This window comes from Priestia sp. 3CA3 (assembly GCF_056836725.1).
The window spans coordinates 357873-378827 of record NZ_JBXENJ010000004.1 but is presented as its reverse complement, the minus strand read 5'-3'; the positions used below and the strand labels follow the sequence as shown (position 1 = coordinate 378827).

Annotated in this window: 22 protein-coding genes and 1 riboswitch; of the genes, 16 read left to right on the top strand and 6 right to left on the bottom strand. The window is 38.8% G+C overall.

Features of this window, described 5'->3' with window-relative positions; translation table 11 throughout:
* Positions 1-6: 6 nt before the first annotated feature.
* From AC1VNJ_RS13795 to AC1VNJ_RS13775, 5 genes are all read left to right on the top strand, one after another.
* Entirely contained in the window at positions 7-783 is a 777-nt protein-coding gene (locus AC1VNJ_RS13795; RefSeq protein ID WP_028413363.1) for a 3-hydroxybutyrate dehydrogenase, read from the top strand.
* 196 nt (positions 784-979) lie between these two features.
* Positions 980-2440 (top strand): aminoacyl-histidine dipeptidase, encoded by a 1461-nt coding sequence (locus AC1VNJ_RS13790; protein ID WP_482640915.1) that lies wholly within the window; start codon positions 980-982, stop codon positions 2438-2440.
* Positions 2441-2684: 244 nt separating this feature from the next.
* The gene (locus tag AC1VNJ_RS13785; RefSeq protein WP_047750982.1) at positions 2685-3158 is read left to right on the top strand and encodes a hypothetical protein; all 474 of its coding nucleotides are present in this window, start codon (positions 2685-2687) and stop codon (positions 3156-3158) included.
* A 176-nt stretch (positions 3159-3334) separates the two neighbouring features.
* Positions 3335-3910, top strand: a complete 576-nt coding sequence (locus AC1VNJ_RS13780) for a GNAT family N-acetyltransferase (protein WP_482640914.1) — start codon at positions 3335-3337, stop codon at positions 3908-3910.
* A gap of 253 nt (positions 3911-4163) precedes the next feature.
* Positions 4164-4850: an O-methyltransferase gene (locus tag AC1VNJ_RS13775; protein ID WP_482640913.1), complete on the top strand. Its 687-nt coding sequence runs from the start codon at positions 4164-4166 to the stop codon at positions 4848-4850.
* 200 nt (positions 4851-5050) lie between these two features.
* On the opposite strand, the gene AC1VNJ_RS13770 is transcribed toward AC1VNJ_RS13775, so the two are convergent.
* The 6 genes from AC1VNJ_RS13770 to AC1VNJ_RS13745 all read right to left on the bottom strand — a co-directional run bounded on the left by AC1VNJ_RS13770 (position 5051) and on the right by AC1VNJ_RS13745 (position 10250).
* Positions 5051-5962 carry a LysR family transcriptional regulator gene (locus tag AC1VNJ_RS13770; RefSeq protein ID WP_251440376.1) on the bottom strand — a complete coding sequence of 304 codons (912 nt, stop codon included), beginning with the start codon at positions 5960-5962 and terminating at the stop codon, positions 5051-5053.
* Between the two features lie 132 nt (positions 5963-6094).
* On the bottom strand, positions 6095-6280 hold the full coding sequence (locus AC1VNJ_RS13765; RefSeq protein WP_482640912.1) for a hypothetical protein: 186 nt from the start codon (positions 6278-6280) through the stop codon (positions 6095-6097).
* 155 nt (positions 6281-6435) lie between these two features.
* Positions 6436-6570: a hypothetical protein gene (locus tag AC1VNJ_RS13760; protein WP_013057043.1), complete on the bottom strand. Its 135-nt coding sequence runs from the start codon at positions 6568-6570 to the stop codon at positions 6436-6438.
* Between the two features lie 138 nt (positions 6571-6708).
* Positions 6709-7971, bottom strand: coding sequence for a dicarboxylate/amino acid:cation symporter (locus tag AC1VNJ_RS13755; RefSeq protein ID WP_033578970.1), 1263 nt, complete (start codon positions 7969-7971; stop codon positions 6709-6711).
* A gap of 50 nt (positions 7972-8021) precedes the next feature.
* Positions 8022-9350 carry a diaminopimelate decarboxylase gene (lysA, locus tag AC1VNJ_RS13750; protein WP_014460106.1) on the bottom strand — a complete coding sequence of 443 codons (1329 nt, stop codon included), beginning with the start codon at positions 9348-9350 and terminating at the stop codon, positions 8022-8024.
* Between the two features lie 138 nt (positions 9351-9488).
* Positions 9489-9671: riboswitch (Lysine riboswitch) on the bottom strand.
* Positions 9672-9737: 66 nt separating this feature from the next.
* The gene (locus AC1VNJ_RS13745; RefSeq protein ID WP_028413355.1) at positions 9738-10250 is read right to left on the bottom strand and encodes a CBO0543 family protein; all 513 of its coding nucleotides are present in this window, start codon (positions 10248-10250) and stop codon (positions 9738-9740) included.
* Between the two features lie 338 nt (positions 10251-10588).
* Here AC1VNJ_RS13745 and AC1VNJ_RS13740 point away from each other — a divergent pair, with 338 nt between their 5' ends.
* The 11 genes from AC1VNJ_RS13740 (at position 10589) to AC1VNJ_RS13690 (ending at position 20933) form a co-directional block, all read left to right on the top strand.
* Entirely contained in the window at positions 10589-11707 is a 1119-nt protein-coding gene (locus AC1VNJ_RS13740; RefSeq protein WP_033578972.1) for an NAD(P)/FAD-dependent oxidoreductase, read from the top strand.
* A gap of 73 nt (positions 11708-11780) precedes the next feature.
* On the top strand, positions 11781-12095 hold the full coding sequence (locus tag AC1VNJ_RS13735) for a YckD family protein (RefSeq protein ID WP_028413353.1): 315 nt from the start codon (positions 11781-11783) through the stop codon (positions 12093-12095).
* 161 nt (positions 12096-12256) lie between these two features.
* Positions 12257-13981, top strand: coding sequence for a PAS domain-containing sensor histidine kinase (locus AC1VNJ_RS13730; RefSeq protein WP_033578973.1), 1725 nt, complete (start codon positions 12257-12259; stop codon positions 13979-13981).
* An 86-nt stretch (positions 13982-14067) separates the two neighbouring features.
* Entirely contained in the window at positions 14068-14331 is a 264-nt protein-coding gene (locus AC1VNJ_RS13725; RefSeq protein WP_013057050.1) for a DUF1292 domain-containing protein, read from the top strand.
* A 153-nt stretch (positions 14332-14484) separates the two neighbouring features.
* Entirely contained in the window at positions 14485-15729 is a 1245-nt protein-coding gene (locus tag AC1VNJ_RS13720) for an acyl-CoA dehydrogenase (RefSeq protein WP_098626425.1), read from the top strand.
* Positions 15707-16480 (top strand): SDR family oxidoreductase, encoded by a 774-nt coding sequence (locus AC1VNJ_RS13715; protein WP_033578975.1) that lies wholly within the window; start codon positions 15707-15709, stop codon positions 16478-16480. The genes AC1VNJ_RS13720 and AC1VNJ_RS13715 overlap by 23 nt, the downstream gene beginning before the upstream one ends.
* A 19-nt stretch (positions 16481-16499) precedes the next feature.
* Positions 16500-18116 carry a long-chain-fatty-acid--CoA ligase gene (locus tag AC1VNJ_RS13710; RefSeq protein WP_154991344.1) on the top strand — a complete coding sequence of 539 codons (1617 nt, stop codon included), beginning with the start codon at positions 16500-16502 and terminating at the stop codon, positions 18114-18116.
* Between the two features lie 90 nt (positions 18117-18206).
* Positions 18207-18773 carry a TetR/AcrR family transcriptional regulator gene (locus AC1VNJ_RS13705; protein WP_028413348.1) on the top strand — a complete coding sequence of 189 codons (567 nt, stop codon included), beginning with the start codon at positions 18207-18209 and terminating at the stop codon, positions 18771-18773.
* A gap of 80 nt (positions 18774-18853) precedes the next feature.
* On the top strand, positions 18854-19738 hold the full coding sequence (locus tag AC1VNJ_RS13700) for a 3-hydroxyacyl-CoA dehydrogenase family protein (protein ID WP_482640911.1): 885 nt from the start codon (positions 18854-18856) through the stop codon (positions 19736-19738).
* Entirely contained in the window at positions 19735-20517 is a 783-nt protein-coding gene (locus AC1VNJ_RS13695) for an enoyl-CoA hydratase (protein ID WP_028413346.1), read from the top strand. The genes AC1VNJ_RS13700 and AC1VNJ_RS13695 overlap by 4 nt, the downstream gene beginning before the upstream one ends.
* A 14-nt stretch (positions 20518-20531) precedes the next feature.
* Entirely contained in the window at positions 20532-20933 is a 402-nt protein-coding gene (locus AC1VNJ_RS13690; RefSeq protein ID WP_033578978.1) for an acyl-CoA thioesterase, read from the top strand.
* Positions 20934-20955: the final 22 nt, after the last annotated feature.

Sequence of the window (20955 nt, the reverse complement as noted above, 5' to 3'; positions counted from 1 at the left end):
ATACACATGGTTGAAAATCAAGTAATTGTAATCACAGGAGCAGCAAGAGGAATTGGATTTGAAATAGGTAAACGATTCGCTGAAAACGGCGGGAAAATTGTGTTATCTGATATTGATCAAACTGCCGTAGAAGCTGCAGCACAAAATCTTCGTGAAGCTGGATTCGAAGCACTTGGTGTCAAAGCGGATGTAACAAAAGAAGAAGAAATCAAACATTTAATTGAAACAGCAAACGCACATTTTGGAGCGGTTCATACGTTCATTAACAACGCTGGTTTGCAGCATGTTTCTCCAATCGAAGAGTTTCCAACTGAAAAGTATGAGTTAATGATTAAAATTATGCTAACAGCTCCATTTATGGCGATTAAGCACGCGTTTCCGATTATGAAAAAACAAGGGTTCGGACGTATTATTAACGTTTCTTCTATCAACGGTTTAATCGGTTTTGCAGGCAAAGCAGCTTATAACAGTGCCAAACACGGTGTAATTGGGCTAACAAAAGTAGCTGCTCTTGAAGGTGCAGCACACGGTATTACGGTTAATGCACTTTGTCCTGGTTATGTGGATACACCACTAGTGAGAGGTCAGTTAGATGGTTTAGCTAAAACAAGAAACGTACCATTAGAAAGCGTTCTTGAAGAAGTTATTTATCCTTTAGTCCCTCAAAAAAGATTACTAGACGTGAGCGAAATTGCTGACTACGCTATCTTCTTAGCGAGTGATAAAGCAAAAGGTGTAACTGGTCAAGCGGTAGTAATGGACGGCGGATATACAGCTCAATAAAAATAGAACAAATCATTAAAAGCATAAATGAGTCCAACGGGCTCATTTATGCTTTTTTAGGTTATATCTATTCTATTGAGTTAATCAACGTTAAAATATAACTAGGCGATACATAAAAAAAGCCTCATATGCTATTTCTACTGTCAAGATAAATAGTAGGATAAAAAAAGCGTACAGATTAGAAAGGATGATACATATGGTGCAAACAGTAAATGAATTAATTAAACATCCGGTTTTCTATTTCTTTAACGAAATCTCAGCTATTCCTAGAGAATCTGGAAATGAAAAGAAAATCAGTGACTATTTAGTTTCTTTTGCAAAAGAAAGAAGCCTTGAGGTTATCCAAGACGAAGCTTTAAATGTAATCATTAAAAAGCCGGCAACTAAAGGATATGAACATGCTCCAGCCATCATTTTGCAAGGACATATGGACATGGTATGCGAGTTAAATAAAGGAACTGTCCATGACTTTGAAAAAGATCCGCTTCAACTGCGAATTGTTGAAGATATGCTTTATGCAAATGGTACTACGCTAGGAGCTGATAACGGGATTGCTGTTGCATATGCACTAGCTTTACTAGATGCTCAAAATATAGCGCACCCCTCTCTTGAAGTAGTCATTACCACTGAAGAAGAAACGACTATGGGCGGAGCCATTGCTGTAAATCCAGCTTATTTTGAAGGGAAAATCTTTATTAACCTTGATACAGAAGAGGACGGAAAGCTCCTTGTCAGCAGCGCAGGCGGGGTAAAAGGCGTGCTTCGTATTCCTCTAAACTGGGAGTCGTCTTCCAATAACTCAGAAACATATAGCTTAAGCATCGGAGGACTGCGCGGCGGACATTCCGGAATGGAAATTGACAAAGAAAGAGGAAATGCGAATAAACTGCTAGGGAGAGTTTTATATGATTTACAACAAGAACTTCCCTATTCTTTAAGCAGCATTAGCGGAGGATTAAAATCAAATGCAATTCCCCGTGAATCAGAAGCAATTCTATCAGTTGAGCCTTCTGAGATAGGAAAGCTAGAAAATAAGATTCGTGAGTGGAACGAAATAGTAAAAAATGAATTACAAGCGGCTGATCCGAGCGTATATGTAAAAATAAACAAATTTTCTTCCGTTGAGAAATGTTTTACAAGAGAAACGACAGAACGAATTGTACAAGCTATTATGCTAACACCAAACGGCGTTCAAAGCATGAGTATGAATATTGAAGGATTAGTAGAATCTTCTACCAACTTAGGTGTGATTACGACGACAGAATCTGAGGTTGTTTTTCAAAATGAAATTCGCAGCTCAGTAAAAAGCTTAAAAGAAAAAATAGTAAGTCAAGTGCGCATACTTGCTCAGGTAGTCGGGGGAAGAGTTGAAACAAAAGGTAATTATCCTGAATGGGCGTACAATGGAGATTCAAAAATTCGCGAATTATGTAAAAAGGTTTACAAAGAAAAGTATGGTGAAGAGGCGGAGATCATCGCCATCCATGCTGGAATTGAATGCGGTATTTTCTTAGAAAAAATCCCTGGATTAGATGCCATTTCGCTCGGACCCGATATGTACGACGTTCATACACCTGATGAACACCTGAGCATTCCGTCTACTCTTAAGACATGGGAATACTTATTAGCAGTATTAAAAGAGGCAAATAAGATATAAAGTTATCAGCATCCCTATAACCTTAAAAAGAGAGCTTCTGTAAAGGAGCTCTTTTTCATTCGTCATTTATCAGATAATAAATAGGGTTCCATCAACGCGTCAGGCAATTGAGAACATTTATGTAAGCGTTTTACAAATAAAGGTTTTAAAACGGTCCTAAAAGAGGTAAACAATTACTAAAACGATAGACAAATGAATTCAAAACAAGCTCTGCAACTAATAAATTAGTAGGGAGAGAATGTATATGAATGATAATAGTCTTATCAAAGATCCTTTTTTAGAAAAAGGAGAAATTGAATTTTTAGAATTAAAGAAAGACGAAATACGTTATCTAAAGTTCGGTCGATTTTTAAAAGTGATTAAAGCACTTAATCAACGCAGTGATAAAGGCTACCAGAGTCTTATGCTTTCCGTTGATGGCTTTAAAGGTACTTCAAGAGAATTATATGAGATAGAGGAGTTTCGCAGATATGTAAATTTGTTAATTAATCAAGTTCCTCAAATATTATTTTATATTCATGATAAAAACAAAATGACCAATCAAATTTTAAAAAGTCTATCAAACAATAGCAGCCAGCCGGCCTCTATAGATCCTAAAAGAGCACGTTTAATGATTGATGCCATACAAGAGCAAGTAGCGAAAACAGAGGATAAAGAGATAAAGGAGAATCTTTCTGAATTCGTATGTAAAATCCAGAGCTTTGTGAATCAGTATTAACAGTTCCAAATAGAAAAGCAGAATCCATATTATAAAAAAAGTACGAGAACTTAAAGCTTCTCGTGCTTTTTTTGTTGGGAAAACTGTAGAAAAGGAAAAGGATTATCAACATATATTGATAAATAATAAAAGTAAAGCTTCATATTTGGCAGTGAAATAATCAGGAGGGATGAACATTGAATCATATTGAAATAAGAAGACCAAAAATAGAGGATAGCGCAGAACTCCACGAGCTTTTTAATGAAGTGATCACAGATACCTTTCATAGAGAGGGGCTATCTGACATGGTGAACGATATACAAATAGAAATTGAAAGTAAAGAACAATATTTAAAAAGTGACCTTGATAGCGATGGGAAATGTCGATTCTTTTGGCTCGGAATAGATACGTGCATCAATAAGATTATTGGCTGCATTGAATATGGCCCTGTTAGTGAATTAATTATGGCGTGTACAAAAGGGGAGCTGCAAGGATGGATTGAAATCGGCACAGTTTTTGTTCATCCAAAGTACCAAAGAAAAGGGGTAGGAACACTACTTATACATATTATGCTGCTTACGCTTCAAAGCAGAGAAATTAAAAAAATTTGTTTGGATAGCGGATACAAGAATGCTCAGAAAGTATGGAAAAACATATTTGGAATTCCCGATTACTTAGTAAAAGATTACTGGAGCAAAGGATATCATCACATGATTTGGAAAATAGAAACAGAACGTACACCGATAGTATTTAAGTTCAGTCATAACGGATAATAAGATGTCTTCTAGAAAATAGCCGGTAGAAAGGTACCGGCTATTTTCTACTGATTGAGCTACGATTATTTAAAGATAAAAAAAGACCTCTCTGAAGGTCTTTTTTTTATGGACATATAACAATTCTTTTTAAGAGCGAGCAGGATAGTTTATTAGAGAGCTAGAACACATTCATAATACGAACGATTATGGCAACAAGCTGAATATGAGAAAAACATATTCGTATCTTTGAATAATAAAGCTTTTATCACTTATGTGGAGGAGTATGGAAATGTCTATATATGAAATTTGGAATGAAGTGGATCTTTATATGAATGATAAGCTCATACAACCTGACCCTATTCTTGATGAGGTATTGAAGGCAAATCAAGAGGCTGGATTACCTGCCATCGACGTATCGCCTAGTCAAGGAAAGTTTCTGCATTTGTTATCTTCATTAAAAGGGGCTAAACGCATTTTGGAAATTGGTACTCTTGGAGGGTACAGCACGATTTGGCTAGCCAGAGCTCTTCCGAAAGACGGACAGCTGATTACGCTCGAATTAAGCGCTCAGCATGCAGAAGTAGCACGAGCAAATTTAAAAAGAGCGGGAGTAAGCCACTTAGTAGAAGTCATTGTCGGCCCCGGGCTTGATACATTAGCTGTATTAAAGGATAAGGGAACAGAGCCGTTTGATCTTATCTTTATTGATGCTGACAAGCCGAATAACCCAAATTACTTAAAGTGGGCTCTAGAATTATCGAAACGAGGAAGTACGATTATTTGTGATAATGTTGTTCGTCAAGGGCACGTGGTGAACTCAGAAAGTGAAGATGAAAATGTAAAGGGAATTCGACAATTTATGGATGCTCTGGCTCAAGAAAAACGAATCAGCGCCACGGCTATACAAACCGTTGGAAGCAAAGGCTATGATGGATTCATTGTAGGGATTGTTGAATGATAAAACTCGTGTTACATATAAAGAGGCTGGGACAAAAGTAGTTTTGTTGAAGGGAAATCCGACCGATGAATTCAAATTCTTGATGGAGAATCTCGATTCCTCGGTCGGATTTTTTCATGGTGATAGTGAACGTAAATTTCATGTGTGTAGGCGTATGTGCTTCTAGCTGTGGATTGATTTCGTTATCTCCCAGCCTCTATTTAATTTGCGTCCAACTTATTTGTTATTTGTTTTGCTGTCAGAAAATTAATCAACTCTCTTACAGCGAATGAACTGTAGCGTTCTTTTAACAGAATAATTCCAAGTTCCCACATCATTTCAGGATTTGCAATAGGTACCGTAATAATATTGGAATCTTTCACTTTGGCATAAAGCGATTCGGGTAAAATAGCAATACCTAGTTCTGCTGCTGTTAATTCAATAATTAAATCCCATTGAGAACTTTTATATGCGATAGAAGGCACAAATCCTGATTTTAAAGCATCTTGAATTAACCGGTCGTGCAGCGTAAATTCTTCACTGAACATAATGAATTTTTCATGCTCCAATTCTTTCATCCAGACGGAAGAACGTTTCGCTAAAGGATGGTTTTTATGGGCGTATAAAAGGAATCTCTCCTTAACGAACGGGTATACGTGAAAATGCTCATCATGACCGCTTGTGAGAGGAAGCATAACAATCCCCATATCTACACCAGCCTCTTCCACAAGGGCTTCAATTTTTTTTGCTCCAAATTCAATAAGCTCTAGAGATACTTTAGGGTATTGTTCATTAAATGCTTTTGCAATCTTCGGGAAAAACAAGGTCCCGATGAGCGGAGGGATTCCCATCTTGATTTGCCCTGTTTGCAAGTTCATTAAATCGCCCAACAAGTGAGGCATGTCTTTTAACACCGACAGCGCTTTAGTTGCCTGATGATACACGACTTCTCCTGCATCGGTTAGCTTTAATTCTCTTGTTGAACGGTCAAGAAGCTCAAATCCTAGTTCATTTTCCACTTTTTTGACGGCTTTACTTAAAGCCGTTTGTGACAAATGAACTTGCAGCGCTGCCTTTGTAAAATTTTTATGATTCGCTACCTCTATAAAGTATTCTAAGTCTCTGATTTCCATGTGAAACTCCATTTCTGCAAACTGCTTATACTTTTTTTTTACTCTTTATTTTAACGATTAAATTATTTACTGTAAATGCGCTGATTAAAAAAGGGAGCTATCCAATGAATAAAAACGAGGAAAGGAAATGAACTAAAGTTTCTGTCGAAATTGATTTATAAAACCAATAATCTTTTTATAGAGAAACATAGATTTTGCTACTAGCTGATGAGGAATATAAAGATTTTTGCCTGTACATTCGGGCAAAAATGCAAAACTTATCAAAATAACTGAAAGCCCAAAGGCTGCAGCTGTAATCTCTATCCAAGAAAACACCATATCATTCCTCCTTTTACAAACCTATTAATAGAATATGTAAAAGTTTGAAAGGAGGTTGTACGATAGACCTATAAAGAGCGTCGTCATTAAGCTCTCTCAAAATAAAATGACGTCAAAGAACACAGGGCCTGTGCCAAACGTTCTTTGACGTCATTTTATTTTCGCTCTTCAGCTTGATGCTCTTGTTTGTTTTGCTCAGTGAGACGTTTTTGATGAGCTTTTGTTTCTGCACTTACGTGATTCGCATCATTCGGTTGATTCTTCTTTGAACCTCCTGCAGCGTTACTCATTAGACGACACCTCCAGTCCGGTTATGAAACATACCTATAGAATGTGCGTATTTACAAACTTTATACACGGCTATCGATATTACTGCACACGAAAAAAGCAAAGGGAGAGTCACTAAGACTGTTCCCTTTGCTTTTTTACTAGGCGACTTTATCGGTGGTGATAATTTTATTAATCCAGTCTTTTCCTTCTGTAAACCTTGTAACAAGCATCGCTGTTACTGTATTTCCCGTACTGTTTAAGAGCGTAGCAGGGGCGTCAATAATTGTGGAAATGACCGCAATGATGGGCAGAACTTCTGGCGAAAATCCGTAAATTGTAATGATTAACATTTCGCCAATCATACCGCCTCCAGGAATTGCTCCCATTACGGCTCCAACTAAAAAGGCTACGCCTAATATGCTCAAAATACTCGTAGCAGACGTCATATCTTTGCCGAACAAACTGAATAAGAAAACAATTTTTAGAATACCACCGATAACAGAACCATCTTTATGGGTGTTTGCTCCTAATGGAATCACTGTTTCAGCAATATCCAGCGGCACACCCATTTTCTTTGTTGCGTCTAAATTGACTGGAATAGATGCCGCGGAAGAACAGGTAGCAATAGCAGTGATAGAAGGAGCAGCTGCATTTTTCCAAAACAGCTTAATTCCTGCTTTACCGCCAGCAATCCATGCGTATAGCGTAAAGAAGCCAAAATAGTAAACGATTGCAATTAATAAATAAAGAATAAATGCTCTGGCATACCCTTGCAAGATCTTTGGTCCAAGTTCTCCTACCACAGTAGCAAAATAGCACCCTAAACCAATTGGAGCATAGTACATGACAATTTTAACGACTTTCATCGATACTTCTTGACCCGAAGTCAGAAATTTCGCCATAGGCTGTCCTTTTTCACCAGCCATCGTGGTAGCAATACCGAAGATAACGGCAAAGACAATTAATTGTAAAATATGCTCTTTCGAAAATAACTGAACAAAATCAGGTACAGTAAATGTACTAACAAGCTGATTTAAAAGCGTCATTTTTTCAGCTGTATTTTCACTGTCACCCATTAATTCTTTAATGGCAGAAGTATCTACGTTGTGCAGCGGATTGTAAAGTGATGCGCCTAAAAAGCCTAGAACGGCTGAAACAGCAGCAGTGGCGACAAACACAACGGCGATACCTAGCATAATTTTACCAAGACGTTTCATTTCGTTCATGTTTGCGATCGCCGAAGCCACACTAAAAAAGACAAGGGGAACGATAATCATGAACATTAAATTAAGAAACAAATCACCAAAGGGCTTTACGACTGCCACATCGGGCCCGATAGCATATCCTGCTATCCCGCCAATTAAAATAGCGAGAAGCAGAATAAGCGATGATCTGTACGTTTTAAATACACTTAAAACCATATAGATTTCCTCCAAACAACAATAGCTTCTTTACTACGCAAGAACAGCTATCATTTGCTCATTGCATACGTAGTAACGACTGGCTTTACATCTTTACGCACCAAATCTTCGTATGTTTCTCGCTCTACAGCAAGACGAGCTTCTCCATTTTTCACAAATACAACAGCAGGGCGCGGAATACGGTTGTAATTGCTAGCCATTGAATAGTTGTAGGCACCTGTAGAGGATACTGCTAGTAAATCTCCTTGATTAACGCGCGGTAAATCGATATCCCAAATAAGCATATCTCCTGATTCACAGCATTTCCCTGCAATTGATACTGTTTCATCTTTTTTATCCGTCACTCTATTAGCCAAGACAGCTTCATGTTTTGCATCGTAAAGAGCAGGACGGATATTATCGGTCATACCGCCATCAATTCCTACGTATTTGCGTACACCTGGAATCTCCTTCGTTGAGCCGATTGTATAAAGCGTTGTACCTGCTTCTCCTACGATGCTTCTTCCAGGCTCAATCCAGACTTCCGGAAGGGTATAATTCTGTTCAGTTAACGTGCGGCTTAGCTTTTCTGTCAGTGCATCTACATAATACTCAACTGGAAGTGGAGAGTCGCTTTCGGTATAACGAATACCAAAACCACCACCTACGTTTAAAACTTTTACTTCAAATTCCATTTTATCACGAATACTGAATAAGAAATCAGTTAAAATATCAATGGCGCGAGAAAAACCATCTACTTCAAAAATTTGCGAACCAATATGACAATGAATGCCTAAAAGATCGTAGTAAGGCTTTTCTAATGCAGAACTTACCGCTTTCATAGCCTGGTCATTGGAAAGACCAAATCCAAACTTGGAGTCTTCCTGTCCGGTCATAATATACTCATGTGTGTGGGCTTCAATCCCTGGAGTAACACGCAGAAGAATAGATGCTTTCTGTTTGCGCTCAGCTGCTAAGGCATGTAAAACTTCAAGTTCGGTAAAGTTATCCACAACAAAACAGCCAATATTCGCATCAAGAGCCATTTCAATTTCTTCAATCGTTTTGTTATTTCCGTGAAAATGAATGCGTTCAGCTGGATATCCCGCTTCAAGAGCTGTAAATAATTCGCCTCCTGAGACCACATCTAATGACATATCAAGCTTCGTTAAAAGGCTAGCCATTTCCATACAAAGAAACGCTTTCCCTGCATAGGCGATTTGATATGAAAATCCGCTTCTTTGAAAGGCTGAATGGAAGGCCTTGCATTTCGTCTCAATTAATTCTTGATCGTAGATGTATAGGGGAGTGCCGTATTGTTTTTTCAGTTCGACCGTATCGCACTGCCCAATTTCTAAATGATTGCTGCTGTTAATTTTACTCGTTCCATGTAAGTACATAATCCGTATCCCTCCATTTAAATCATTCAACTATAACTTTGATGGTCAGTAGAAAAACACAAAAAAGACCCGTGAAGTGATGTTCACGCGTCTTGGTTTCATAATAATAAAGTATTATTACATTCTAGGCATCAACATCTCTTCAATAGCTCTCCACAAACCAAGTGGTTTGTGACAGCTCAGCATTTATTCAATACTGAACCAGTATATGAACACAATGGATGTTTATATACTTCGGCACGAAATCCCTTTTACTTATCTTCACAGACTCCATTAGTCTCCAATAAGTGACTCTTGATTTCATGCACCTCTATTCTCAGAGAGGAAAATTATATTTAAATGTAACTCCTATTATATTTCCTTTTCCTCTGTCTAGTCAATGAAAAGTTAAGGCATAGGAATATCAAAGAAGATAAATAAAAAAGCTATGAAGCTTCCAGATAGAATCCAAGCAGCCAGCGCTGTCTTCTGATGAATGATTAAAAGTGAGAACGTGACAATATTGAAGAGAAAAGAACATAGCAGCGACCATCCATAATGATGAGTGATACTGTGATTAACATAAGCAATGAACTCAATCACAGTAAATAAAAGCGCCCATAAAAGAATCCACCACAGCCGGCCGCTTACATGCAGCGGCAGCCTTCCTAAAAAAACCGGTATAACAAACGGATAAATAATTAAGGTTATTCCAAGAGAAACCATTAGGTGATCGGGTAGAAAAAGATGATCAATACCAACAGGGTGAAATACCCATACGCGGTGATGAAACAGCAGCACTTCATAAAGCAAATTCCCCGTGACCCAAAACAGCAAAGTAGGGTAGTATTCTTGATACCTTCGCCACTTGCCAAATAGTAAACCAAGAATGATAAAAAATAATACAAATGAAGATTGCATACGCTCTCCTTAAAATAATGGTTATTTCTTTTTATTTACATATTATAGTGGTTTTATTCTTTCATTTTTTTATTCAGCACCTATAATAGAAAAGCCGTAAGCCACAGCGTTAAAGACGTACTACCACTATTTATGGCTTTCTTCACCCTGTTATAATCTTGGTAAAAGAACTTCTACCGCTCTTGTTTACGAGACGAAAGGAGCTATATGTCAAAGTCAGCAAGGCTTAAAAATAAGCTTAAAATAGCTTCGCCTAGTATGTGACTTCTTTTTTTGCTATGCTAAAATTGCATACATATAGCATGAGAATACTAGAAGAAAGAAAAGGGTGTTTTGGTATGAAAACATACATCGTAGTTGGAGCTGGGGTACTTGGAGCTTCTACGGCATATCATTTAGCAAAAGCAGGAGCAGATGTGACATTGATAGATCGCAAGGATGCTGGTCAAGCTACTGATGCAGCAGCAGGAATTGTTTGTCCATGGCTTTCGCAGCGTCGAAATAAAGCATGGTACCGCTTAGCAAAAGGCGGCGCCAAGTACTATCAAACATTAATTCAGCAATTAGAAGAAGATGGAGAAACGGATACGGGATATAAGCGAGTAGGAGCAATTAGTTTACACACTGATGAACAAAAGCTTAAAAAAATGGAAGAACGAGCATATAAGCGTCGGGAAGAAGCCCCCGAAATAGGCGAGATTACACGTTTATCCGCTAAAGAAACACAGGCTTTGTTTCCGGCTCTTTCGGAAGAATACAGTTCAGTTCATATTAGTGGAGCCGCTCGCGTTAACGGAAGAGCTCTTCGAAACGCACTTGTGAATGCAGCGAAGAAAAACGGTGCAAAAATAATAGAAGGAAACGCAGAACTACTTTATGAAAATAATCAAGTAACGGGCGTTGCCGTAAATGGACAAACCCTTCTAGCAAGTACAACAATCGTGACAGCAGGAGCGTGGGCAAATCAATTACTAGAGCCTCTTGGAGTGAAATTTTTAGCAAGCTTTCAAAAAGCGCAAATTGTCCACTTGCATCTTCCTGATTTAGATACAAAAGACTGGCCCGTTGTAATGCCTCCAAGCGACCAATATATTCTTTCGTTTGAACAAGGTCAAATTGTCATAGGAGCAACACATGAAAACGACACGGGTTATGACTTGAGAGTAACGGCTGGGGGGCTTCATGAAATTTTTTCAAAGGCCTTATTAATTGCTCCTGGCTTAACAGAAAGCACAGTCTTAGAAACAAGGGTAGGGTTTCGACCATTTACTCCAGGCTTCTTGCCAGTCATTGGGGCTCTTCCAGCTTACGAAGGAATACTAGTAGCGAATGGTCTGGGAGCTTCAGGCTTAACGTCGGGTCCTTATCTTGGTTCAGAGCTTGCTAAATTAGCACTTGAAATGGAAATGGAAATTGATCTTAGCGATTATGATGTAAGAGGAGCTATTGAGTCCTAAGCAAATAGAATGAATGAAAACAAATAGAAGTTCGCAAACTATAACTACTATATGATGAAAGGAAGTAGATTGTTTGCGAAAGGTTATGATAAGTGCAGCAGCAGCTTTTTTATTTATGAGCGGGACGCCTGTATTAGCGGAAAACAATCCTCAGCCAGAAACAAAAGACGTGCAGCTGACGTCTCAGCAAAAGCAGGAATTATCCGTTCTGTACAAAGAAATGTTCGAAAAAAAGAAAGAAATACTTTCAAAATATGTGGAGTACGGCGTGCTAAGCAAAACGGAGAGTCAAAACATTTCTTCACATATGGAAAATCGCTATCAGCATATGGAGAAAAATGGGTTTGTTCCGAAGCGGCACTGTCATAAAATGCATCATTCAAAGTAATTCCTATTCACATAAAAAAGCGCCTATACAGGCGCTTTTTTTATGTGAATGAATGGAAAATATCTGCTTCTTTATCTAGTAAATTTTAAACGCCTCATGTAAAATTAAGAGAATGAGAACGATTAGGAAAGATGCTAGTGAGGGGTAGGTAAATATGAACGATGAACGAAAATAAAAAAATAGTCCGATTACATGCAGAAAATCATTCAGCTGAGGCTCTAGGAATCATATTTGCTTACAAACAAAAAGGTGACCACCTTGTTTACAGTATGTATCAAGGAGAAAGCGTTTCTGAGCAAAAAATACCTCTAGAAGAATGGGTCTCGTATGAGCATTTTTTCGAAGCGCTAAATAAAAAGAAAACGCTTATGTACGAGCTTCAAATAAATGATAAACGCTATGTAGTAAACTTAACCCCTTTATCTTACACAGAAAAGCCTGAAATTATGGGACATTGCGTGAATATAACTAGTTATCAAGAGAAAAAAGAACAGATTCAACCTTTTATTTATCATAACGCAGATGCTGTTGCTATCGTTGACTTAGAGGGTAAAACGCTTCAAGTGAACCCTGCGTTTGAGAATACATTTGGCTGGACGTTTGAAGAAATTCATCAAAAGCCTCTTCCGATTATACCTTCGTTTTTAAAGGAGCCCGTGTGCGAACTTCATAAGACTATTCAATCAGGGGAATCGAAAACGGAATTTGAGACGGTCAGACAGCATAAAGACGGGCATTTAATTAATGTAAGCGTCACACTATTCCGCGTTGAAAATATGAATGATTGGCCGTTATGCATTGCGTTTGTCTATCGAGATATAACATCGCGCAAGCAGGATGAGACGGCTTTAAAAGAAAGCGAACAGCGCTACCGAAGTTTGATTGAGTTATCCCCGGAAGCAATTATCGTTCATAGTGAAGGTAAAATTGATTATATCAACCCTGCAGGAGCTAAAGCACTAGGATACAAGAATCCTCAAGATGTATTAGGAGCTTGTGTTTATCAGTTTGTTCACCCTGATTACTATGATGTTGTAAAACAGCGAATTTATCGAATGAAAACAGAAAATAAATCTGTGGATCTGCAGGAAGAAAAGTTTATTCATAAAGACGGTCATACGATTGATGCCGAAACCATTGCCTTTCCTATTCCGTATATGGGAAAGCAGGCCATTCAAGTTTTGTTTCGTGATATTACAGAACGTAAAAAAACTGAAAAATTGCTGCGTGAATCCGCTCAGCTTTCCTTAGTCGGACAGTTAGCAGCGGGTATCGCTCACGAAATCAGAAACCCTCTAACAGCGGTAAAAGGATTTATGCAGTTATTAGAAGAAACGAGCGGTCAGCCTTACTATGTAGAAATGATAAATCATGAGTTAGATAGAATCGAATTGATTGCCGACGAGTTCTTGAGTCTTGCAAAGCCTCAGGCGAAAACCTACAAAGACAAACACGTCCAAGATATCTTAGAGAACACGTTAAAGCTAGCTGAGGTGCAGGGGATTACAGAGAAAATTCACGTAAAAAAAGAGATTGATCTTCATCTTCCTCTCGTATTATGCGAAGAAAACCAGTTAAAACAGGTCTTTAGCAATATATTTAAAAATGCCGTCGAATCTATGCCAAGTGGAGGAACTGTAACGATTCAACTAAAAAGATTTAATCAGGAGAACCTTGTTGTCCGGTTTAGCGACGAGGGGCCAGGCATCACGCAGGAACGAATGCAGCATTTAGGAAAACCTTTTTATAGTACGAAAGAGAAAGGAACGGGGCTTGGACTGATGGTGTGCTATAAGATCATTCGAGAACATAGAGGAGAAATTAACTTTGTAAGTGAACTTGGAAAAGGAACTACCGTAGACATTCTTTTGCCTTTTAAAAAGTAGATTCTACTTTTATAAGCATGAAACCTTTTCTAAAGGGGAATACATGTTAGTGAACGAATAATGAGGTTAAAATAGGAGGGAATACGATGGAACGTATTGAAACGGGAGAGATTTTTACAATTTTAGATGAAAATGATCAAGAGCAAGATATTGAAGTGCTTGGAAAAATGACGATTGAAGGCCACGATTATATTGCCGTTGCGTTTGTGGAAGAAGTTTTAATTGAAACAGAAGAAGAAATTGATGTTTTCTTTTTAAAAATTGAAGATGATGGTGAATGGTCTTCAATTGAAGATGATGATGAGTTTGAAAAAGTATCAGCCGTATTTGAGGAAATGACATCCGCGTAAAAAGAGAGGTTACAACCTCTCTTTTTTTTTATTTCTAAATAATATAATATTTAGAATTTTTCTAAAAATATCTTGCTGAATTATTTTCCTTCATTTATGATGAATATGTAACATACCAACCGGTTAGTAAGTAAATGAAAGCGAGGGACTACCGTGTATTTTTCTTACTCTGACAAAGTAGTGAAGCTGCAAAAAGAATTGAGCTCTTTTATGGAAGAGCATATTTATCCAAATGAACGGCTATACGAACAACAGCTGAATGAACAGCCATCTAGATGGTCAGCTGTTCCTCCAATCATGGAAGAGTTAAAAGAAAAAGCAAAGCGAGCTGGGCTATGGAACTTATTTTTGCCAGAAAGCGAATACGGAGCAGGTCTAACAAATGTAGAATACGCTCCTCTTTGCGAAATTATGGGCCGTTCTATTATTGGACCAGAAGCTTTTAACTGCGGAGCTCCTGACACTGGCAATATGGAAGTGCTGGTTCGATACGGAACGCCTGAACAGAAAGAAAAATGGCTAAAGCCTCTGTTAAATGGAGACATTCGCTCCTGCTTTTCTATGACAGAACCGGATGTAGGTTCTTCTGATGCCACAAACATTCAGTGCAGTATTGTAAGAGAAGGCGATGAATATGTAATCAATGGAAGAAAATGGTGGTCTTCAGGTGCGGGAGATCCTCGCTGCAAAATTGCTATTGTCATGGGAAAAAGCGATTTTAACGCATCTAAATATGAACAGCAGTCTATGATTCTAGTTCCATTAAATACTCCGGGAGTTAAAATTGAACGAATGCTGCCAGTCTTTGGATACGATCACGCTCCTCATGGACATGCTGAAATTCATTATGACAATGTGCGTGTGCCAGCATCCAATATGCTTTTAGGCGAAGGAAAAGGGTTTGCTATTGCTCAAGGTAGATTAGGGCCTGGACGTATTCATCACTGCATGCGTCTAATAGGAGCAGCTGAAAGAGCGCTCGAAGAATTATGTAAGCGTATTCAAATTCGTTCTACATTTAATAAGGTGCTTTCTCAGCAAGGGGTTATTCAAGAATGGGTGGCAGAATCGCGTATTGAAATTGAGCAAGCTCGCTTATTAACATTAAAAGCTGCTTATATGATGGACACAGTTGGAAATAAAAAAGCGCGGAAAGAAATTGCCATGATTAAAGTAATAGCTCCTGCTATGGCTTTAAAAGTCATTGATCGTGCCATTCAAGCATTTGGAGCAGCAGGTGTTTCAGAAGACACGCCGCTTGCGGCACTTTGGGCAAATGCCCGCACTTTGCGCCTTGCCGATGGTCCAGACGAAGTGCACAAAGCACAGCTTGCAAGACTTGAGCTAAAATCCTATCAAGAACAGGAGGCAACCTATGCACATAAAGGATCTATTTGATTTAACTGGAAAAACAGCTATTATTACCGGAGGAGGCAGAGGATTAGGAGAGCAAATGGCAGAAGGGCTTGCAGAGGCAGGGGCAAATATTGTTCTATGCTCAAGAAAAAAAGAAGCATGTCAGCAAGTGGCTGATCGATTGGCCACCATGGGCGTAAAAACCCTCGCTTTAGCATGCGACATCAGTCAGCCTGAAGATATTAAAAATGTCGTGCATCAAACGATTGAAACATTTGGACGCATCGATATTTTAATTAACAACAGCGGAGCTACGTGGGGAGCTTCGGCTGAAGAAATGCCTCTTGAAGCATGGCAAAAAGTGATGAATATTAATGTGACGGGCACGTTTTTAATGTCACAAGAAGCTGGAAAAGAAATGATTAAACAAAAAGCTGGTAAGATTATTAACATTGCTTCAATTGCGGGTCTTGGAGGAACGGACCCTCAGTATATGGATACAATCGGGTACAACACGAGTAAAGGAGCGGTCATTACGTTCACGAAAGATTTAGCTGTCAAATGGGGACAGCATAATATTCAAGTTAATGCAATTGCGCCGGGATTTTTTCCTACTAAAATGTCAGGTGCGATTATGGAACAAGGAAAAGATTATTTTCTAAGTCAAACCCCTTTAAAACGCTTTGGCTCCGAAGCTGATTTAAAAGGAGCGGCTGTTTTTCTTGCTTCTGCAGCGTCTAATTATATTACGGGCGATATTCTGACAGTAGACGGTGGAGTTCATGCTATGTGAATAAGAAAGGAGTTACTCAATGGAAGACGTTAAAAAATGGTTTACACCTTATCCAGAAGCCTACACTCATGACATTCACATCGAAGATATTTCACTATTTGATATGCTGAAAGAAACAGCCGAACGTTATCCTGCTCACACAGCCACGCGCATGTATCAGCATACGTTAACGTACCAGGAGCTGTACCACTCAGTTCGCGTATTTGCAGGAGCACTGCAGAAAAAAGGGATTAAAAAAGGAGATCGTGTAGCAATTATGCTGCCAAATTGTCCGCAATATATAATAAGCTATTTTGGCATTGTAGCAGCGGGCGGCATTGTCACTCAGGTCAACCCCATGCTTGTCGAACAAGAACTAGAGCATATTTTACACGATTCCGGCGCAAAAAAAATAATTCTACTCGATGATTTTTATACGAGACTTCAAGAGATAAGGAATCGTGTTGAGATAGAAGAAGCGATAACCGTCAGCTTGCAAAAACCTTTTGTTCCTACATCACCAGACCTTTCCTTCTTAGATTTTCTAACCATTAAGCATGAATTTAATCAGCCGGTCATCCATCCAGCACACGATATTGCTGTTCTTCAGTATACGGGAGGAACGACTGGACCATCTAAAGGTGCGATGCTTACACATACAAACATTTACACAAACGCAGTTCAATCATACGAAATATTTAAGCATGATATTGAATTAGGAAAAGAAAAATGCTTAACCGTTATTCCATTGTTTCACGTATTTGGCATGACTTCCTGTATGCATTTATCAATTCTTTGCGGAAATGAAATATTGCTATTGCCGCGTTTTGATTTAGAAGAAGTACTAAATACAATCAAAAAAGAGCAGCCTAGTATTTTCCCTGGAGTGCCAACTATGTATGTCGCAATTACCAATCATCCGCGGGCAGAAGAATACAATATCGAAAGTATTCGCATCTGCAACAGCGGCAGTGCGCCAATGCCTGTTGAGCTGATGAAAGAGTTCGAACGAAAAACGGGTGCTAAAGTGTTAGAAGGGTACGGCTTATCAGAAGCGGCCCCCGTTACCCATTGCAACCTGCCGTTTTGTGAACGAAAGCCAGGCACAGTCGGACTTGGCGTTCCGCAAACTGCTTATAAAATTGTAGACGTGGCTACAGGAACAAAAGAACTGCCAAGAGGAGAGCTTGGTGAAATAGTGATTAAAGGCCCTCAAGTTATGAAGGGCTATTGGAATCAGCCTGAAGAAACAGCTCACGCGCTTAGAAACGGCTGGCTGTACACAGGAGATATTGGACAGATAGACGAAGATGGGTATTTATCCATTGTTGATCGCAAAAAAGATATGATTATTGCGAGTGGTTTTAATGTGTATCCTCGAGATATTGAAGAAGTTTTATATGAGCACAGCCACATTAAAGAAGCCGTTGTCATTGGCGTTCCGCATCCTTACAGAGGAGAAACAATTAAAGCGATTTTGGTAGTGAAAGAAGGAAAATCTCTTTCTGAAGAAGAGCTTACTTCTTATTGTCGACATCATCTTGCAGCTTACAAAATTCCGCGAATCTTTGAGTTTCGCGCTGAGCTTCCTAAGACCAATGTAGGAAAAATTTTACGAAGAGCACTGCGAGAAGAAGTGGTGAAAGAAACGATGTAAAGAAGCTGAACATAAACAAACTTTTTCAAAAGCTCCCTCTAAGCCATGGTATAATTTGTGAAAATGAGAAAAGACAGAGAGGGTTTGACGATGAAAGATTTGATGATGGAACGAAGCATTCAGCTTTTTGCTCAAAAAGGTTTCAAAGAAACGTCTATTCAAGATATTGTAAATGAATTAAACGTCACAAAAGGAACGTTTTATTATTATTTTAAAAGCAAGCAAGAGCTTTTAATGGATATTCACCTTCAATATATTGAAAGATTAATAGAAAATCAAGAGACGATTCTTGCAGATAAGACAATATCTTATCCTGAAAAGCTGCACAGCATTATTTTTAAACTTGTTCATGATATTGAGAAAGAAGGTCTTCGAGCTAAAGTGTTTTTTCGAGAGATGCGTCATTTGAGTGAAGAACACTTACAGCAAATCATTCCAAAGCGCGATCGTTTTAAAGAAAACGTACAGGAAATTATTGAAAAAGGAATGGAAGCAGGGCAGTTCCGTTCAGATTTGCCTTCAGATATCGTGACGCTAGGCATATTAGGAATGACAAATTGGAGCTATTTTTGGTTTCAGCCGGATGGTGAAAAGTCAGATCGAGAAGTTGCGGCTATTTTTTATAAGATGTTGATGAAAGGTATTCAGTCACAGTAGCTGCTAGGCTGGACAGTGCTCGTAAAAGGTGGGAAAGTATAAGCTCTTTCTCTCCTTTTATATTAAAAGGAGGCTATAACATGAATAGTAAAGATATACAGCGTATTGCTGTCATTGGCGCAGGACAAATGGGACATCAAATTGGTATGCTTTGTGCACTTGGAGGATATGAAACAATTATTCAAGATATGAATGAACAATCACTCATCGAGGCGAAAAATAAGCTGGAAGCAATTATAGACAAGTGGGTTCACAAAGGCAAAATTTCCTCTGATGCTAAAGAAGACGCATTTCAAAGGTTGTCTTTTACAAGCACATTAAAGGAAGCGGTTTCAAGTGCTGATTTTGTGATTGAAGCTGTTGTAGAAAAGTTAGATGTAAAACAAAGCGTCTTTAAAGAAATAGATGAGTACGCACCAAGTCACGCCATTTTAGCATCGAATAGTTCAACAATTGTTAACTCGCTTATTGCAAGTGCAACAAACCGTCCAGAGCAAATCGTTAACATGCATTTCTTTTTTCCTCCTCTTGTAATGGACTGCGTAGAAGTTGTGATGAGTGAAAAGACAAGTGAACAAACAGCTCAAACGACAATGGAAGTTTGCAAGCAAATTAATCGCACAGCAGTCCTTCTGAAAAAAGAAATCTCAGGTTTTATTGCCAATCGAATTTTAGGAGCGCTGCAAAAAGAAGCCGTTTTCCTTTACGAAAATGGATACGCAGATTTTGAAGACATTGATACGATTTGCAAAAAAGCGCTCAATCACCCGATCGGTCCTTTTGAATTGATGGATCTCTCAGGAATTGACGTCGGATATTTTGTGATGCAGCAGCGCTATAGCGAAACAGGGGACCCTGAGGACAAGCCAGCTGCGTGCATAGAAGAAAAAGTTCAAAAAGGCGAGCTTGGACGCAAAACAGGAAAAGGTTTTTACACATACCACACACAGGGAGTGAAGCAATGATGAAAAAATTTGTACGTATTGAAAAAGAAGAGAAAACAGCTATTGTAACCATTGATAATCCGCCTTTAAATGTAATGAGCCAGGCTGTTGTGCAGCAGCTTGAAGAAACGTATGAAGAGCTTAGTAAAGATCCTGATGTCATTACAATCATTTTAACGGGAGCGGGCGACCGGGCGTTTATGGCTGGAGCTGATATTAAAGAATTTCCACAGCTAATGGGACAAAGCGGTATTAAAGAAGAGTTTATGAAAACCCATCGTGTTTTGCAAAAACTTGAAAACATTGAAAAACCAACAATTGTCGTGTTAAACGGTTTAACATTTGGGGGAGGGTGCGAACTTTCACTAACCGCTGATATACGCATTGCCGAAGAACATGCTCAAATCGGTCTTCCGGAAGTGAAGCTCGGATTGTTTCCCGGAGGCGGCGGAACTCAGCGTCTTCCGCGCGTAATCGGCGCATCTAAAGCTAAAGAATGGATGTTTGCCGGCAGTCCTGTTTCGGCGGAAGAAGCACTTCATGCAGGCTTTGCCAATCATGTAACGCCTAAAGGAAAAGGGCTCGAAAAAGCAAAAGAGCTGGCTAAGAAATTTAACCGTCACTCTCTTCCGTCACTTTCTCGAATTAAGGCAGCGGTAAACGAAGGAATGAATCGTACACTATCTGAAGGTCTTGAACTTGAGGCAGAGCTGTTTGAAGAAGTCTTTCAAACAGAAGATATTAAAGAAGGAGTATCAGCATTTATTGAAAAGCGTCCCGCTGTTTTTTCACATAAGTAAAGGAGGAGAAAACCATGTATGAAACACAGGTCAAAGTGCGTTTTTGCGAAACAGACGCACTCGGTCACATTAACAATACGAGCTATTTCATTTATTTAGAAGAGGCACGCATTGCTTTTTTTGAAGAAATGGGAGCATCCATGCATACAAAAAAGTGGGAGTATATTTTAGCGTCTACTAAATGTGATTTTGTTGCGCAAGGATATTTTAATCAAGTGTTAACGATTAAAACCTTTGTATCTAATGTCGGCAATAAAAGCTTTACAATTGGCCATGAAATTACCGACAGCAAGACGGGATCGCTGATTGCTAAAGGAGAAGCTGTCATCGTGTACTTTGATTTTGATGCACAAAAAAGCGTTTCTATTCCAGCGGACATTAAGCAGTTTTTGATGAATTATAAAGTAGCTGTTTAACTATAAAAAAGCAGGTGGTAAA

Bases quoted from the DNA above. Each gene is read 5' to 3' on its own strand.
- lysA (WP_014460106.1), bottom strand. From the start codon at position 9,350: ATGTACTTACATGGAACGAGTAAAATTAACAGCAGCAATCATTTAGAA.
- AC1VNJ_RS13755 (WP_033578970.1), bottom strand. From the start codon at position 7,971: ATGGTTTTAAGTGTATTTAAAACGTACAGATCATCGCTTATTCTGCTT.
- AC1VNJ_RS13710 (WP_154991344.1), top strand. From the start codon at position 16,500: ATGGAAGACGTTAAAAAATGGTTTACACCTTATCCAGAAGCCTACACT.
- AC1VNJ_RS13785 (WP_047750982.1), top strand. From the start codon at position 2,685: ATGAATGATAATAGTCTTATCAAAGATCCTTTTTTAGAAAAAGGAGAA.
- AC1VNJ_RS13715 (WP_033578975.1), top strand. From the start codon at position 15,707: ATGCACATAAAGGATCTATTTGATTTAACTGGAAAAACAGCTATTATT.
- AC1VNJ_RS13725 (WP_013057050.1), top strand. From the start codon at position 14,068: ATGGAACGTATTGAAACGGGAGAGATTTTTACAATTTTAGATGAAAAT.
- AC1VNJ_RS13795 (WP_028413363.1), top strand. From the start codon at position 7: ATGGTTGAAAATCAAGTAATTGTAATCACAGGAGCAGCAAGAGGAATT.
- AC1VNJ_RS13765 (WP_482640912.1), bottom strand. From the start codon at position 6,280: ATGGTGTTTTCTTGGATAGAGATTACAGCTGCAGCCTTTGGGCTTTCA.
- AC1VNJ_RS13760 (WP_013057043.1), bottom strand. From the start codon at position 6,570: ATGAGTAACGCTGCAGGAGGTTCAAAGAAGAATCAACCGAATGATGCG.
- AC1VNJ_RS13730 (WP_033578973.1), top strand. From the start codon at position 12,257: ATGAACGAAAATAAAAAAATAGTCCGATTACATGCAGAAAATCATTCA.
- AC1VNJ_RS13745 (WP_028413355.1), bottom strand. From the start codon at position 10,250: ATGCAATCTTCATTTGTATTATTTTTTATCATTCTTGGTTTACTATTT.
- AC1VNJ_RS13770 (WP_251440376.1), bottom strand. From the start codon at position 5,962: ATGGAAATCAGAGACTTAGAATACTTTATAGAGGTAGCGAATCATAAA.
- AC1VNJ_RS13790 (WP_482640915.1), top strand. From the start codon at position 980: ATGGTGCAAACAGTAAATGAATTAATTAAACATCCGGTTTTCTATTTC.
- AC1VNJ_RS13740 (WP_033578972.1), top strand. From the start codon at position 10,589: ATGAAAACATACATCGTAGTTGGAGCTGGGGTACTTGGAGCTTCTACG.
- AC1VNJ_RS13690 (WP_033578978.1), top strand. From the start codon at position 20,532: ATGTATGAAACACAGGTCAAAGTGCGTTTTTGCGAAACAGACGCACTC.
- AC1VNJ_RS13705 (WP_028413348.1), top strand. From the start codon at position 18,207: ATGAAAGATTTGATGATGGAACGAAGCATTCAGCTTTTTGCTCAAAAA.
- AC1VNJ_RS13695 (WP_028413346.1), top strand. From the start codon at position 19,735: ATGATGAAAAAATTTGTACGTATTGAAAAAGAAGAGAAAACAGCTATT.
- AC1VNJ_RS13700 (WP_482640911.1), top strand. From the start codon at position 18,854: ATGAATAGTAAAGATATACAGCGTATTGCTGTCATTGGCGCAGGACAA.
- AC1VNJ_RS13775 (WP_482640913.1), top strand. From the start codon at position 4,164: ATGTGGAGGAGTATGGAAATGTCTATATATGAAATTTGGAATGAAGTG.